13 protein-coding genes are annotated in these 14,550 nt (G+C 66.6%); 10 read left to right on the top strand and 3 right to left on the bottom strand.

The features are described 5' to 3' along the window. Position 1 precedes the first annotated feature (1 nt). The 8 genes from ehuD (at position 2) to DFR52_RS06300 (ending at position 8,911) form a co-directional block, all read left to right on the top strand. Positions 2-670, top strand: coding sequence for an ectoine/hydroxyectoine ABC transporter permease subunit EhuD (ehuD, locus tag DFR52_RS06335; protein ID WP_110030996.1), 669 nt, complete (start codon positions 2-4; stop codon positions 668-670). Continuing rightward, entirely contained in the window at positions 670-1,488 is an 819-nt protein-coding gene (gene ehuA, locus DFR52_RS06330) for an ectoine/hydroxyectoine ABC transporter ATP-binding protein EhuA (RefSeq protein ID WP_110030995.1), read from the top strand. Before ehuD ends, ehuA begins: the two co-directional genes overlap by 1 nt. Further along, a complete protein-coding gene (gene eutB, locus DFR52_RS06325) occupies positions 1,485-2,492 on the top strand; it encodes a hydroxyectoine utilization dehydratase EutB (RefSeq protein WP_110030994.1) in 1,008 nt (335 codons plus the stop codon). The genes ehuA and eutB overlap by 4 nt, the downstream gene beginning before the upstream one ends. Beyond that, positions 2,482-3,474: a cyclodeaminase gene (locus tag DFR52_RS06320; protein WP_110030993.1), complete on the top strand. Its 993-nt coding sequence runs from the start codon at positions 2,482-2,484 to the stop codon at positions 3,472-3,474. Before eutB ends, DFR52_RS06320 begins: the two co-directional genes overlap by 11 nt. Before the next feature lie 46 nt (positions 3,475-3,520). Next, entirely contained in the window at positions 3,521-4,012 is a 492-nt protein-coding gene (locus DFR52_RS06315) for an Lrp/AsnC family transcriptional regulator (RefSeq protein WP_245415199.1), read from the top strand. A gap of 112 nt (positions 4,013-4,124) precedes the next feature. Next, positions 4,125-5,609: an NAD-dependent succinate-semialdehyde dehydrogenase gene (locus tag DFR52_RS06310; RefSeq protein WP_110030992.1), complete on the top strand. Its 1,485-nt coding sequence runs from the start codon at positions 4,125-4,127 to the stop codon at positions 5,607-5,609. Positions 5,610-5,629: 20 nt separating this feature from the next. After that, positions 5,630-7,000, top strand: a complete 1,371-nt coding sequence (locus DFR52_RS06305) for an aspartate aminotransferase family protein (RefSeq protein ID WP_110030991.1) — start codon at positions 5,630-5,632, stop codon at positions 6,998-7,000. Between the two features lie 537 nt (positions 7,001-7,537). After that, a complete protein-coding gene (locus DFR52_RS06300) occupies positions 7,538-8,911 on the top strand; it encodes a YncE family protein (protein WP_110030990.1) in 1,374 nt (457 codons plus the stop codon). Between the two features lie 308 nt (positions 8,912-9,219). On the opposite strand, the gene DFR52_RS06295 is transcribed toward DFR52_RS06300, so the two are convergent. The 3 genes from DFR52_RS06295 to DFR52_RS06285 all read right to left on the bottom strand — a co-directional run bounded on the left by DFR52_RS06295 (position 9,220) and on the right by DFR52_RS06285 (position 12,216). Next, entirely contained in the window at positions 9,220-9,681 is a 462-nt protein-coding gene (locus tag DFR52_RS06295; RefSeq protein WP_110030989.1) for a heme-degrading domain-containing protein, read from the bottom strand. A gap of 160 nt (positions 9,682-9,841) precedes the next feature. After that, positions 9,842-10,882 carry a GGDEF domain-containing protein gene (locus DFR52_RS06290; protein WP_158284873.1) on the bottom strand — a complete coding sequence of 347 codons (1,041 nt, stop codon included), beginning with the start codon at positions 10,880-10,882 and terminating at the stop codon, positions 9,842-9,844. A gap of 167 nt (positions 10,883-11,049) precedes the next feature. Further along, entirely contained in the window at positions 11,050-12,216 is a 1,167-nt protein-coding gene (locus DFR52_RS06285) for a dihydrodipicolinate synthase family protein (protein ID WP_110031164.1), read from the bottom strand. Between the two features lie 289 nt (positions 12,217-12,505). Here DFR52_RS06285 and DFR52_RS06280 point away from each other — a divergent pair, with 289 nt between their 5' ends. Both DFR52_RS06280 and DFR52_RS06275 read left to right on the top strand, forming a co-directional pair. Next, positions 12,506-13,549, top strand: coding sequence for a LacI family DNA-binding transcriptional regulator (locus DFR52_RS06280; protein WP_110030987.1), 1,044 nt, complete (start codon positions 12,506-12,508; stop codon positions 13,547-13,549). Continuing rightward, complete coding sequence (locus DFR52_RS06275) at positions 13,549-14,550, top strand: Gfo/Idh/MocA family protein (protein WP_110031163.1); 1,002 nt, start codon at positions 13,549-13,551, stop codon at positions 14,548-14,550. The genes DFR52_RS06280 and DFR52_RS06275 overlap by 1 nt, the downstream gene beginning before the upstream one ends.

Below are 14,550 nucleotides of genomic sequence, written 5' to 3'. Positions count from 1 at the left end.
GATGTTTGACTGGCGCTGGGACTTCGTCTGGGAGATCCTGCCGCGGCTGATCTGGGCCACCGGCAACACGCTGATCGCCGCACTTCTGGGCTACGGCATTGCCATGGTGCTGGGGCTGGTCTTCGCTCTGGCGCAACGCACGCCGTCGCGGATCCTGACCATGGTGGTACGCGAACTGGTCGAGTTCATCCGCTCGACGCCGCTGGTGCTGCAGATCTTCTTCATCTTCTATGTCGGGCCGCAATTCGGCATCCGGCTGTCGCCCTGGGTGTCCGGCATGGCCGCGATCGGCCTGCATTACGCCGCCTATCTCTCCGAGGTCTACCGCGGCGGCATCGAGGCGGTGCCGCGCGGCCAGTGGGAGGCGGCCACCGCCCTCAACCTGTCCACCGCGCGGACCTATTTCCGGGTGATCATCCCGCAGGCGCTGCCCACCGCGCTCGCCGGCATGGGGAACTATCTGGTCGGCATCTTCAAGGACACGCCGATGCTCAGCGTCATCGGGGTGGCCGAACTGATGCACACGGCCAATGCCATCGGCTCGGAGAGCTACCGCTTCCTCGAGCCCTTCACACTGGTCGGGGTCATCTTCCTTGCCATTTCACTGCCGACCGCCTGGCTGATCCGCGTCTTCGAACGCCGGGTGCGCCGGTCACTGGGGATGAACTGATGAACGAAGACATGTCGAAATATCCGCTGCGGCTCGAAGGCTCCGACAAGCCGATGGTCCGCTTCATGAATGTCACCAAGAGCTACGGCGACCTCGTCGTGCTCGATTCCCTCGACCTCGACGTGGCCGAGGGCGAGATGGTCACCGTCATCGGGCCCTCGGGCTCGGGCAAGACCACCGTGCTCAGGATGCTGATGACGCTCGAGACGATCAATGGCGGCGTCATCTATGTCGACGGCGAGCCGCTCACGCACATGGAGAAGAACGGCGTGCTGGTGCCGGCCGATGCCAAACACATGCGGCGCATGCGCGCCAATATCGGCATGTGCTTCCAGCACTTCAACCTGTTCCCGCACATGACGGCGATCGAGAACTGCATGGAGGCGCCCGTGCATGTGCTGGGTCTCACCAGGAAGGAAGCGCGCGAGCGCGGGCTGGAGCTGCTGGCGCTGGTGGGTCTGGAAGAGAAGGTCGACGAGCATCCGGCGCGGCTGTCGGGCGGCCAGCAGCAGCGGGTGGCGATCGCCCGGGCGCTGGCGATGCGGCCGAAGGTGCTGCTGTTCGACGAGGTGACCTCGGCGCTCGACCCGGAGGTAATCGGCGAGGTGACCAATGTGATCCGCAAACTGGTCTCCGAGCACAATCTGACCATGCTGATGGTCACCCACCAGATGGGCTTCGCGCGCGAGATCTCCGACCGGATCTGCCTGTTCTACCGCGGCCAGATCGAGGAACAGGGGACCCCGGACGAGCTGTTCGGCAATCCGCAGCGCGAGCGAACGCAGCAGTTCCTGCGTGCGGTCACGGAGGCCATGTGAGCCTGTCGCTGTCGGACGTGCTGGCCGCGCGAAACGCCATCGCCGGCATCGCCACGCGCACGCCGCTGGTGCCGTCGCCGTTCATGTCGAAGCTGTGCGGCGATGATTTCCTGCTGAAGCTCGAGACCACCCAGGCCGTGGGCGCCTTCAAGCTGCGCGGCGCGGTCAACGCGCTTGCCAATCTTCCGCCCGACGCCACCGGCGTGACCTGCTGCTCGACCGGCAATCACGGGCGCGGCGTGGCCTTTGCGGCGCAGGCGAAGGGCCTTCGCGCGGTCGTGTGCATGTCGGAACTGGTGCCGAAGGCCAAAGTGGATGGCATCCGGGCGCTTGGCGCCGAAGTCCGCATCATCGGCCGCAGCCAGGACGAGGCGCTGGCGGAGAGCCAGAGGCTTTGCCGCGAGGAGGGGCTGACCGAGATCTCGCCGTTCGACGATCCCTACGTGATCGCCGGGCAGGGGACCATCGGGCTGGAACTGCTGGAGGACAGGCCGGATCTCGGCACCATCCTGGTGCCGCTGTCGGGCGGCGGTCTGGCGGCCGGCGTGGCGCTGGCGGCCAAGGCGATCAAGCCCGAGGTGCGGGTGATCGGCATCACCATGGAGAACGGGGCCGCCATGCATCAGTCGATCCTTGCCGGTCACCCGGTGATGGTCGAGGAAATGCCGAGTCTGGCGGATTCGCTCGGCGGCGGCATCGGCATGGAAAACCGGCTGTCGTTCCCGATCTGCCAGGCGCTGCTCGACGATGTGGTGCTGGTCAGCGAGGAGGACATCTACCGCGCCATGCAGACGCTCTATTACGAGGACCGGATGGTGGCCGAGGGCGCCAGCGTCGTCGGGCTTGCCGCCGTGCAGTCGGGCAAGCTCGGTAGGCCGCCGGGACCGATCGCCACCATCCTCACCGGCCGCAATGTCGACATGGCGGTGTTCACCGACATCATTTCCGGCCGTGACGTGATGCTGGGCGAGCGGCTGGTGAAGGGGTCGACCTATGGCGCGTGACATCACCATCCTGACCGAGGCGGACCTGCGCGCGGTGGTGAAACTCGACCTCGCCACCATCGACACGGTCGAGCGCGCCTTTGCGGCGCTGGCCGGGGGCCAGGTGATCATGCCGCCGATCCTGTCGATGGCGATCCCTGAGGCCCACGGCGAGGTCGATGTGAAGACCGCCTACATTCCGGGCTTCGACGGCTTTGCCATCAAGGTCAGCCCCGGCTTCTTCGACAATCCGAAGCTCGGCATCCCCAGTCTCAACGGGCTGATGATCCTGTTCTCGGCGACCACCGGGCTGGTCGACGCCGTCTGCCTCGACAATGGCTATCTCACCGACATCCGCACGGCGGCTGCCGGCGCGGTTGCCGCCCGGCACATGGCGCCGTCGGTTGTACACACCGCGGGGGTGATGGGCACCGGCGTGCAGGCACGGCTGCAGATCGAGGCGGCGCATCTGGTGCGGCCGTTCGAGCGCGTGCTGGTCTGGGGCCGCAACAGCGAAGCGGCGGAGCAGGCGGCTTCCGACATCTCCGCCACACTCGGCATCGAGGCGCGGGCCGAGAGCGATCCGGCGCGGTTGGTGGCTCAGAGCCAGCTGGTGATCACCACGACGCCGTCGAAGACGCCGATCCTGATGGGCGACTGGCTGCATCCGGGCCTGCACATCACCGCCATGGGTTCCGACCAGTCGGGGAAGAACGAGATCGATCCGCATGTGCTGGCGGCGGTCGACGCCTATGTCTGCGACCGGGTGAGCCAGTGCGAGACGCTGGGCGAGCTGCGCAGCGCCATCGCCGCGGGCACCTGGACGCGCGGCGCGCCGCCGGAACTGGGTGCGGTGGTCGATGGCTCGGTCGTCGCGCGCAAGACCGACGGCGACATCACGCTTTGCGACCTCACCGGCACCGGGGCGCAGGACACGGCGATCGCCACGGTCGCCTATGCGCAGTGCAGGGCCGCCGGCATGGGCACCGCGGTGCGGACATGACGCCCCGGTCGGCCGACGCAGCCTGGTGCGCCAGCAGATGCCGGCCATGCTGAAGCTCGATCCCCGCGACATCGCCATCCTGAAGATCCTCTCGGAGGACGGCCGCATCTCCAAGGCGGCGCTGGCCGAGAAGATCAATCTCAGCCCGACCCCGTGCTGGGAGCGGCTGAAGCGGCTGGAAAAGGCGGGTGTCATTTCCGGCTACCACGCCGATGTCGAGCTCAAGCTGGTGGCGACGCATGTCTCGCTGTTCGTCACGGTCGAGCTCGAACGGCACCGCGCCGAGGATTTCCAGATCTTCGAACGCATGATCGGGGACTGCGCGGAGATCACCGGCTGCTGGGCGCTGGGCGGCGGCTTCGACTATCTGCTCCAGGTGACCACGCGCGACATCGACAGCTACCAACGGCTGATCGACGGGCTGCTCGAGGGGGGGCTCGCGATGGCGCGCTACTTCACCTATGTGGTGACCAAGACGGTGAAATCAGGCGGCATGCCGCCGTTCGACGCACTGCTGGTTCCCGGCGAAGACGAATGACCTGCCTGCCGTGGCGAGGAAAGAGGATTCCTCTGCAACGCGGGGCCGGTTCAGTCGATGCATCTGCCAGGGTCGCGCTAGTCTCAGGGCATTCCCGGATTGGAGGCAAGACATGTCCGCAGCCCCGAAACTCAGAGACGATTCCCCGTTCGCGCTCAGCGATCTCAGGCTGTTCCGCGAGTTCGCCTATGTCGGCGGCCGCTGGACGGGGGCCGCGAGCGGCGAGCGCTTCGCCGTGACCAACCCCGCCGATGCCGGCCTCGTCGGCCATGTTGCCTCGCTGTCCGCCGAGGAAGCCCGGCAGGCGGTGGACGCCGCCGATGCCGCCTTTCCGGCCTGGGCCGGGCTCCTGCCGCAGGAGCGCGCCGCGGTGCTCCGCCGCTGGTTCGAGCTGATCGTCGCCCACGCCGAGGACCTGGCGCGCATCATGACGCTGGAGCAGGGCAAGCCGATTTCGGAATCGCGCGGCGAGATCGGTTACGCCGCCTCCTTCGTCGAGTTCTACTCCGAGGAGGCCAAGCGACCCAATATCGAGAGCGTCACCTCGCACCTGCCCGACGCCGAAGTCGAGGTCTGGATGGAGCCGGTGGGCGTGGCGGCGCTGGTCACGCCGTGGAACTTCCCCTGCGCGATGATCACCCGCAAGGCCGCCGCGGCGCTGGCCGCCGGCTGCACGGTGGTGATCCACCCCTCGCACGAGACGCCGTTCTCGGCGCTGGCGCTGGCCGAGCTGGCCGACCGCGCCGGCTTTCCCGCCGGCGTGTTCAACGTCGTCACCGGCATGGCGCCGAAGCTCGTCGGAGCCTGGATGGACGATGTCCGCGTCCGCGCGGTGTCGTTCACCGGTTCGACCGAGATCGGCCGCATGCTCGGCGCGCAGGCGGCGAAAACCGTCAAGCGGGTGGTGATGGAACTGGGCGGCCACGCGCCGTTCATGCTGTTTGCCGACGCCGACATGGAGCTTGCGATCGCCGAGGGAATGAAGGCGAAATTCGCCACCTCCGGCCAGGATTGCCTCGGCGCCAACCGGTTCCTGGTCGAGCGTCCGGTCTACGACGAATTCTGCCGCCGCTTTGCCGAGCGGGCCGCCGCACTCAGCGTCGGCGAGGGCATGACCGATCCGGACATCGGCCCGCTGATGAACGAGAAGGCGGTGGCCAAGCAGGAGGAGCATGTCGCCGACGCGATGGCGAAGGGCGCGAAACTCCTCTGCGGCGGCAAGCGGCACAAGGCCGGCAAGCTGTTCTTCGAGCCGACCGTGCTGATGGATGTGCCCGCGGATGCCCTGATCATGCACGAGGAGACCTTCGGCCCGGTGGCGGCGATCGCAGCCTTCGACAGCGAGGACGAGGCGCTTGCCCGCGCCAATGCCAGCGAGTACGGGCTGATCGCCTATCTGCACACGCAGGACCCGAGGCGGATCTATCGCGCCAGCCGGGCGCTGCAATATGGTATGGTGGCCGTCAACCGCACCAAGATCACCGGCGCGCCGATCCCCTTCGGCGGCATGAAACAATCCGGTCTCGGCCGCGAGGGCGCCCGTCTCGGGATGGCCGCCTTCATGGACGTCAAATATGTCTGCCGCGACTGGGCCTGACATTTCAGAAAGGAAACACGATGCTGACCAATGACCAACTGTCCCAGTGGGACCGGGAGAATTTCTTCCACCCGTCGACCCATCTCGCCCAGCACGCCCGCGGCGAAACGCCGACGCGGGTGATCACCGGCGGCGAGGGCGTGTTCATCGAGGACCGCGACGGCAACAGGCTGCTCGACGCCTTCGCCGGGCTATACTGCGTCAATGTCGGCTACGGCCGCACCGAGATCCAGGAGGCGATCGCCGCCCAGGCCAAGGAGCTGGCCTATTACCACGCCTATGTCGGCCACGGCACCGAGGCCTCGATCACGCTGTCGAAGATGGTCCTCGACCGGGCGCCGAAGAACATGTCGAAGGTCTATTTCGGCCTCGGCGGCTCGGACGCCAACGAGACCAACATCAAGCTCGTCTGGTACTACAACAACATCCTCGGCCGGCCGGAGAAGAAGAAGATCCTGTCGCGCTGGCGCGGCTATCACGGCTCCGGCCTGATGACCGGTTCGCTCACCGGTCTCGAGGTCTTCCACAAGAAGTTCGACCTGCCGCTGCCGATGGTCAAGCACACGATCGCGCCGGACTATTTCCGCCGCGAGGACCGCAGCCAGTCCGAGGCACAGTTCGTCGCCCATTGCGTGAGCGAACTCGAGGCTCTGATCGAGCGCGAAGGCCCAGACACCATCGCCGCCTTCATCGGCGAGCCGGTGCTCGGCACCGGCGGCCTGGTGCCGCCGCCGGCGGGCTACTGGGAAGCCATCCAGACCGTGCTGAAAAAGCACGACATCCTGATGATCGCCGATGAAGTCGTCACCGGCTTCGGCCGCCTCGGCACGATGTTCGGCTCCGACCACTACGGCATCGAATCCGACATCATCACCATCGCCAAGGGCCTGACCTCGGCCTATGCGCCGCTGTCGGGATCGATCATCTCCGACAAGGTGTGGAAGGTGCTGGAGCAGGGCACGGACGAGAACGGCGCCATCGGCCATGGCTGGACCTATTCGGCGCACCCGATCGGGGCTGCCGCGGGCGTCGCCAATCTCAAGCTCATCGATTCGATGGGCCTGGTGGAGAATGCCGGAACCATGGGCAGCTATTTCCGCGAGGCAATGCGCGACGCCGTCGGCGACCATGCCCATGTCGGCGATGTGCGCGGCGAGGGCATGCTCTGCGCCGTCGAGCTGGTCGAGGACAAGACCGACCGGGCGTTCTATGATCCGAGCAAGAAGATCGGGCCGCAGCTGGCCGCGGCCCTGCTCAAGCGCAAGGTGATCGGCCGCGCCATGCCGCAGGCCGACATCATCGGCTTCGCGCCGCCGCTGTGTCTCTCGAAGTCCGAGGCGGATACGGTGGTTGCCGCGATGGCGGAAGCGGTCAGGGAAGTGCTCGGCTGAAAGCCGGCGGTGCTTGCGGCATCCTGGAATGCCCCACCCCACCCGACCCTTCGGGCCACCCTCCCCTGAAAGGGGAGGGAAAACCCGGCGGCGGGCGCGATGGTTTTCCTCCCCCAATTCGGGGGAGGTGTCGGCGGAGCCGACGGAGGGGGCGCGGCCTCGCCTGTTTCGACCATTGCATACCCCCACCCCTAACCCCTCCCCTCAAGGGGGAGGGGGACGGATCGCGTCCGGCCCGGCTCGGTACCCTCAGTGAAGAGAAGGGAAAACCCGACGGCATGGCCGGTGCCGGAAAAACCGGCGGCGAGGCCGGTGAGGCAGTGGTAATAAATCAGCTTCGGGCGCGATGGTTTTCCTCCCCCGAACCGGGGGAGGTGTCGGCGCAGCCGACGGAGGGGGCGTGTGTGCTTACCATGACGGACCGGGATGGCGCTGCCGGCGAAAACCCTGCTAGAACCACGGCGTGGCGGATTTCCGACCGCTGCGATTCCGCCGTGCTTTTGCACGCAGCGCCAACCAGCAGCATGGGACATTCAAATGATTTCGAAAGCCGCAAATGACCTTCGGGCCCGGTCCCTTCGCCGCAGCGCGGTCCGCCGTCTCGCGCCGGTGCTCTGCGCGGCACTGCTTGCCGGAAGCATGCTGGGCGCGCCGGCCTCGGCGGACGAGATCACCCTCGAGCCGGGCGTCATCGATGTCGGCAAATGGGCCGAGGGCATCGCCTTTGACGGGCGGTTCTACTGGGTGGCGGAGAGCGGTCAGCGGAGCGTCGCCAAGATCGAGTACGGCAGCGGTGACCTGATCAAGCACGTCAAGATCGGGCGGCTGCCCACCAGCATGGTGGCGCCGCGCGAGGGCGGCGTCTTTGCGCTGGTGGCGACCGACAAGCTCGTGAGTTCCATTGGCGCGAATGACAAGGTCACCACGCTTGCCAAGCTTGGCGAATGCCCGGACAGGATGATTGCCGGAGACGGCGGCCTGTGGGTTCTGACGCAGCCGGCCTGCAGCTCGGAGAGTTCGCGGGTCATCGGCATCGACGCCCGCACCGGCAAGCAGACGAAATCGAGCAATCTCGGCGAATGGGCGACCTCGCTCGCCGCGATGGGGCTGGAGATCTGGGTCGGTCACGCCCGCGGCGGGCTGGTCAATGTCTATGACAGCCGCACGGCGGAAGTGGGCGACATCACCGTGCCGGGGCTTTCCACCTGGGCCATGGCCTCGAATTCGGCGCATGTGTTTGCGGGAGGCCGGGTCGACGAGAACAACGACGACGGGCTCGTGGTGATGTTCGATCCCGACAGGATGGAGGAGGCGGCGCGCGCCTCGCTGCCGGAAATGGTGATGCAGATGCTTGCCGACGCGGACCATCTGGTGGCGATCGGCGAGAAGGGCACCATCTTCGTGCTGTCGGCACAGACGCTGGACCTGCTGCGGACCATCCGGCTCACGACCGGCGACTACACGGCGCGCGATGTCATCGCGCTCGAGGACAACCTGCTGATCACCTCGAGCATGGCGGCGGGCGAAAACGGCGCGGTGCTTGTCGTCAACGACTGGCGACCGGCCGAGGCGACCGACGCCGTCGATGCCGGATCCGCGTCCGCCACGGCCATCCGCTTCGAACCGGGCGCAAGCAGCGCCGTCGTCAATGGCGGCATCGCGCGCGGCGAGCAGGCCGTCTACACGATCGGCGCCAGCGCGGGCCAGACCATGAGCCTCGACATGCAGTCGATCGAGGACAATGCGGTGTTCCAGATCGAGGCGCCGGACGGAACGCAATTGCCGGGTGCGAGCGATGGCGACGACGCGCGGGTGTGGCGCGGCCCGCTGCCGCTCGACGGCGACTACCGGATCGTCGTCGGCTCCACCCGCGGCGGCGCGTCCTACGAGCTGACGGTGGGCATCCGCTAGCAGAGCGGAGGTCGGGGACGGTTTGCTCTGGTACGGCGCGCCCTCTCTACCGTCGTGCCGGCCCCCGAGCCGGCATCCAGCGGGCTCGCGTCCGCGAGCCGGGGGACTCCTGAGAGTGATCTCGGAAAAAGAAGTCTCTCAAAGCGCGGACGCGCGGGTCTCTGGACCCCGGCTCGGGGGCCGGGGTGACGGTGCCGTGCGAACCCCTGGCTCAGCTGCGTGGCCGGGGGTGGGGGACAGTTTATTTTTGGCATTGTGCCTCATGGCCTGGTGCGGCGGCAAAAGTAAACTGTCCCCGGCATCCGGCGTCAGTCGCCCGAAAGCACCTGCTCGAGCACGCTGACCACCAGCCGGTGGTCGTCGAGTTGCGGCAGGCCGGAGACCGTGACCGTGCCGACGAGACCCGAACCGCGCAGACGCACCGGGAATGAGCCGCCGTGGGGCGAGAACTCGCTGGGGTCCACCATGTATTTCTCTTCCAGCGTGGTGCCCCTGGAGCGGCACAGCTCACCCATATACATAGAACTGCGGCCGAAGCGGTGCACGACGTTGATCTTGCGCCTGATCCATGCCGCGTTGTCGGGCGAGGCGCCCGGCATGGCGGCGTGAAACAGGCATTGGCCGAAGGCGGAGACATCTATGGCGATTGCCAGGGCATCGGCGCGCGCGCGCGACACCAGTTCCAGGCCGATCTGCATGGCAAGGTCATGATCGAAGTGCGCGAACTGGATCCGCTCTTCCTCATCCAGAAGCGATTCAAGTGTCGTCATCTCTTTGCTCACGCCAGTCACTCCGGTCAGGTCACGCTGTGCGGCACCCTAGCGGCAAGCGCGCGGTCATATCAAGCGGCATGCGGGCGCCAATGGCGCCGCGCGGCGCGGCAGCGGCGCTGACCCCGACGCCGGGCCATGGTGAGATCGGCTGTGAGGTTCAGCCAGCGTAAAGCAGGCGGTTGGCGTCGAACTCGGCTTCGAGATTGGGGCGATACTGCACCATGCGATTGCGGCCGCCGGCTTTCGCGCCGTAGAGCGCGATGTCGGCCTTGCTGTAGAAATCGAAGGGATCGTCGGCCTGGTCGGACATGCACAGGCCGAGCGAGACCGTGATCCTGCCGAAGCTGGCGCCGGTCTTCGGGTTCTTCAACGGGGTCCTGGCGATCATCAGACGCAACGCGTCGGCCATGTCCTGGATCGCCTGCGGCTTGGCCGCCATCACCAGAATGGCGAATTCCTCGCCGCCGATGCGCGCGGCGAAGGCGTCCTTGCGCAGCGCGGCCTTGAGGATGGCGGCAACCAGTCCAAGGACCTGATCGCCGACGGCGTGGCCATAGGTGTCGTTGAAGCGCTTGAAATGGTCGATGTCCATGACGATCAGCGCGGTGGCGGCGAGCGGCCTGGCGTCGTTGTAGATCTCGGCCAGCTGTTCGTCGAAGGCGCGGCGATTGGGCAGCCTGGTCAGCGCGTCGGTGTTGGCGATGCGCTTGTATTCGTCGAGTTCCTGCCGGATCCGCCGCATCTCCAGGCTGCTCTCGCCGGCCTGGTCGATGGCGGTCCTGCCATGTTCGACCTTGTCGTCGGTGGAGGCCTGCAAGGCTCCGAGGATGTCGGCCAGGATCCGGGTGCTCGAGGTGCTCTTGGACAGGATGCGCTTGTTGCTCTCCGCCAGGAGCAGCGAATAGCGGCTGATCTCGGCCTGCTGCTCGTCGAGCACGGCCAGCATCGTCTTCGCCTCGGTCTTCAGGTGGTCGAGGGCTGCATCGCTGACTGTCGCCTGGTAGAGATGGGGCAGATGGGCGCGACACAGGGCATCCAGCGCAGCCTGGTCGGAGGGATCGGTCACGCCGTTGAGCGCCAGGGAGAGAGTCGGGTCGGAATTGAGGATCGATTCGTAAATCAATTCGTAGTTGCGCGGCAACGCCGAAATGCCGCGCTTGCGCATGGTGGCAAGAACGACAGTGGCAATGTCCCGCATGTCCGATTTCCTGGCCGTCGCCGCCGCCATCAACTGCCTGCCCCGCTCGTATAACCGTTTTCGCTCATACTCCTAGGGTGAAATGCTTTGCGGATGGTTAAGCTGTCGTTCAAGATCTGACCCTGAGGCCGGCAGCCGCGGAGGGCGCGGGCGGCGGCGCCGCCTGATCAGGCCACCCCGGCGGTTGCCAGCAACACCCGCATGCGCTCCACCGCCAGGTCGGGCCGGGCCAGCGCGCCGGCCCGATCGGCGAGCCGGAAGATCTCGGCATAGTGGACGATTCCGCGGGCCGACTGCATGCCGCCCGGCATGGTGAAATGATCCTGGTGGCCGTTGAGCCAGGCGAGAAAGACAATTCCAGCCTTGTAGTACTGCGTCGGCGCCTCGAAGATCTTTCGCGACAGCGGCACGGTGGGGGCGAGGATGGCGCGGAAGTCGTCCACGTCGCCGCGGGCCAGCGCCGCAAGCGCACTGGAAGCATTGGGCGCGATGGCGTCGAAGATGCCGAGCAGCGCGTGGCTGTGGCCTCGGACATCGCCCTCGATCATCTCGGCATAATTGAAATCGTCGCCGGTGAAGCAGACGACGCCTTCGGGCAGGCGGTCGCGCAGCGCGATCTCCTTGCCCGCCTCGAGCAGCGAGATCTTGATGCCGGCGACCTTGCCGGGATGGGCATTGATGATGGACAGCACCGTTTCCAGCGTGTCCTCGAAGCGGTCGGCGCCCCAGTAACCGGCCAGTTGCGGATCGAACATGTCGCCCAGCCAGTGCAGGATCACCGGCTCGCGTGCCTGGGAGAGAATGCGACCATAGACATGGCGGTAGTCGTCGGCGGAGCGGGCAAGCCGGGCGAGCGCGCGGCTTGCCATTACGATCGTGCGGCCGCCGCAGGATTCGATGACCTCGAACTGGGTTTCGTAGGCGGCGATGACATCGTCGAGCGACCGGGCCGAAACCGGGTCGAGATGATCGGTGCCGGCGCCGCAGGCGATGCCGGCGCCGGAGACGGACCGCGATTCGGCCACCGAGCGTCGGATCAGTTCGGCTGCCTGCTCCCAGTTCACGCCCATGCCGCGCTGGGCGGTGTCCATCGCCTCGGCGACAGAGAAGCCGAGGCTCCAGAGATGATGCCGGAAGGCAAGGGTGGCGTCCCAGTCGATGGCAGCATGGCCCCAGGGCGTGCGCTCGGCGAAGGGGTCGGAGACGACATGGGCGGCGGCATAGGCCTGGCGGTTGAAGCGGGGCGGGTTCGCGGGCAGCGTCGGTGGCGTACCAGTGAGCGCGTAGGGGCTCAGCGAACGGTCGTGGCCGGGCAGGGACAGGGTCTGGCGCATCGGAATCCTCCTCGGAATTTTCTCCAGATACATTGGAACGTTCCAATTATCAAGCCGGGCCGGGCCCCAAAATCCGTCCATGTTCCGGCGCATGGCGCCCACGGACAGGCTCGGATTTCGCAGAATGGCCAGTAAAACATATGTGAAACAGCATTCCTATCGAAGCTGAGTCCGGATGCGCGGCAATTTGCGTCCGTGTCACGCAAGGTCGAAATTTTGCCATCCCCCGTTGACAGTATTGGAACGTTCCAATTATGCTTGCCGGCAACAGGGAGGAGACATCCGGATCATGGCCGAAGGACGCGTTACCGTCATTGACATAGCCAGGGCCGCCGGCGTCTCCAAATCGACGGTGTCGCTGGTGCTGCAGGGCAGTTCCTCGGTCAAGGAGGAGACGCGCAACCGCATCAACGCGGCCATCCGAGACCTCGGTTATGTCTACAACCGCGGGGCGGCGACGCTGCGCCAGACCGGTTCGCGCTCCAAGATCATCGGTGTCATCGTCAATGATCTGACCAACAGCTTCTTTGCCGAACTCGCCGTCGGCATCGACATGGTGGTGCAGTCGGCGGGCTATGTGCAGTTCCTTTCCAGCTGCGCCGAGAACCCCGACCGGCAGCAGGAACTGATCGGGTCGATGCGCGAGCACGGCATCTCCGGTCTGATCATCTGCCCGGCGCGGGGCACCCAGGCGTCCGACTTCAAGGCACTGGAATCGAGCGGCATTCCGGTGGTGGTGGCGGTGCGCAACCTGCCCGGCACCAAGGCTTCGACGCTGATGTCGGCCAATGCGGTGGGCACGCGCGCCGCAACCCAGCACCTGCTGTCGCTCGGCCACCGCCGCATCGCCTTTCTCGGCGGATTCTCCGACATGGCGGTCTTCGACGAGCGCACCGGCGGCTATCGCGACGCCCTGCGGGAGGCCGGAATCCAGGTCGATGACGAGCTGGTCATCAACGCGCCGTCCTCGCGCGCCGGCGGGGTAGAGGCCATCGGCCGGGCGCTGGCGGTGGCGGAACGGCCGACGGCGGCGGTTTGTCTCAACGACGCGGTGGCCTTCGGGGTCTGCGACGGGCTCAGGGCGCGGCGGCTGGAGCCGGGCGCGGATTTCGCCGTTGTCGGCTTCGACGACGTGATCGAGGCCAAGACCGCGGTGCCGGCGCTGACCACGGTGTCGGTCGACCCGCAGGGCATGGGGCGCCGAGCAGCGACGCTGCTGCTCAAGCAGATCAATTCGAATTCCAGCGAGGGCGAGGCGGTGACAACGGCCGTTCGCCTGGTGGTGCGGGAGAGTTCGGGCAAGGCAATCAACGTGAGACAGGAAATGGCATGATGACGCGATGGGGACTGATCGGGGCGAGCACGATCGCCAGGGAATGGGTCATCGGTGCCATCCGCGCCACGGGCGGCGAGGTGGTGTCGGTGATGAGCTCGAATGCCGACCGCGCCAAGACCTATGCCGCGGAAAACGGCATTGCCAAGCCACTCACTTCGCTCGAGGACCTGGTGAACGATCCGGAGATCGACGCCGTCTACATCTCCACCACCAACGAGTTGCACCGAGACCAGGCGCTGGCGGCGATCGCCGCGGGCAAGCATGTCTATTGCGAGAAGCCGCTGGCGCTGTCGCTGTCAGACGCCCGCGCCATGGTCGAGGCGGCGCGCGACAAGGGGGTGCAGTTCGGCACCAACCATCATCTGCGCAATGCCGGCAGCCACGGCGCCATGCGCGACGCGATTGCCTCGGGCGCAATCGGCACGCCGCTGGCGGCGCGCGTGTTCCACGCCGTCTACCTGCCGCCGCATCTGCAGGGCTGGCGGCTCGACAAACCGGATGCCGGTGGCGGCGTCATTCTCGACATCACCGTGCATGACGCCGACACGCTGCGCTTCGTGCTGGGCGACGATCCTGTGGAAGCCGTTGCCATGAGCCAGTCCGCTGGCATGGGCCAGTCGGGGCTCGAGGATGGGGTGATGGGCGTGATGCGCTTCAAGTCGGGCGTCATTGCCCAGTTTCACGACGCCTTCACCACCAAATATGCCGAAACAGGCTTCGAGGTGCATGGCACCGAGGGCTCGCTGATCGCCCGCAACGTCATGACCCAGCAGCCGGTCGGCAGTGTCACGCTGCGCAACGCCGAAGGCGAGCGTGAACTCACATTCTCCGGCCGCAATCTCTACGAGACGGCGCTCGAAAAATTTCATGCAGCCATCGAGGGCCGCGGCCGGCCCGCCGCCAGCGGCGAGGACGGCGTCTGGTCGCTCGCCACCGGTCTTGCCGTGGTCGAAGCCGCGCGCAGCGGCACCACCGTCAAGATCGAGCCGGGGCTGTGA

This window comes from Hoeflea marina (assembly GCF_003182275.1).
In the GTDB taxonomy this organism is placed as follows: Bacteria; Pseudomonadota; Alphaproteobacteria; order Rhizobiales; family Rhizobiaceae; genus Hoeflea; species Hoeflea marina.
The sequence above is the reverse complement of the archived record's forward strand: the minus strand, read 5'-3'. Positions and strand labels throughout refer to the sequence as shown.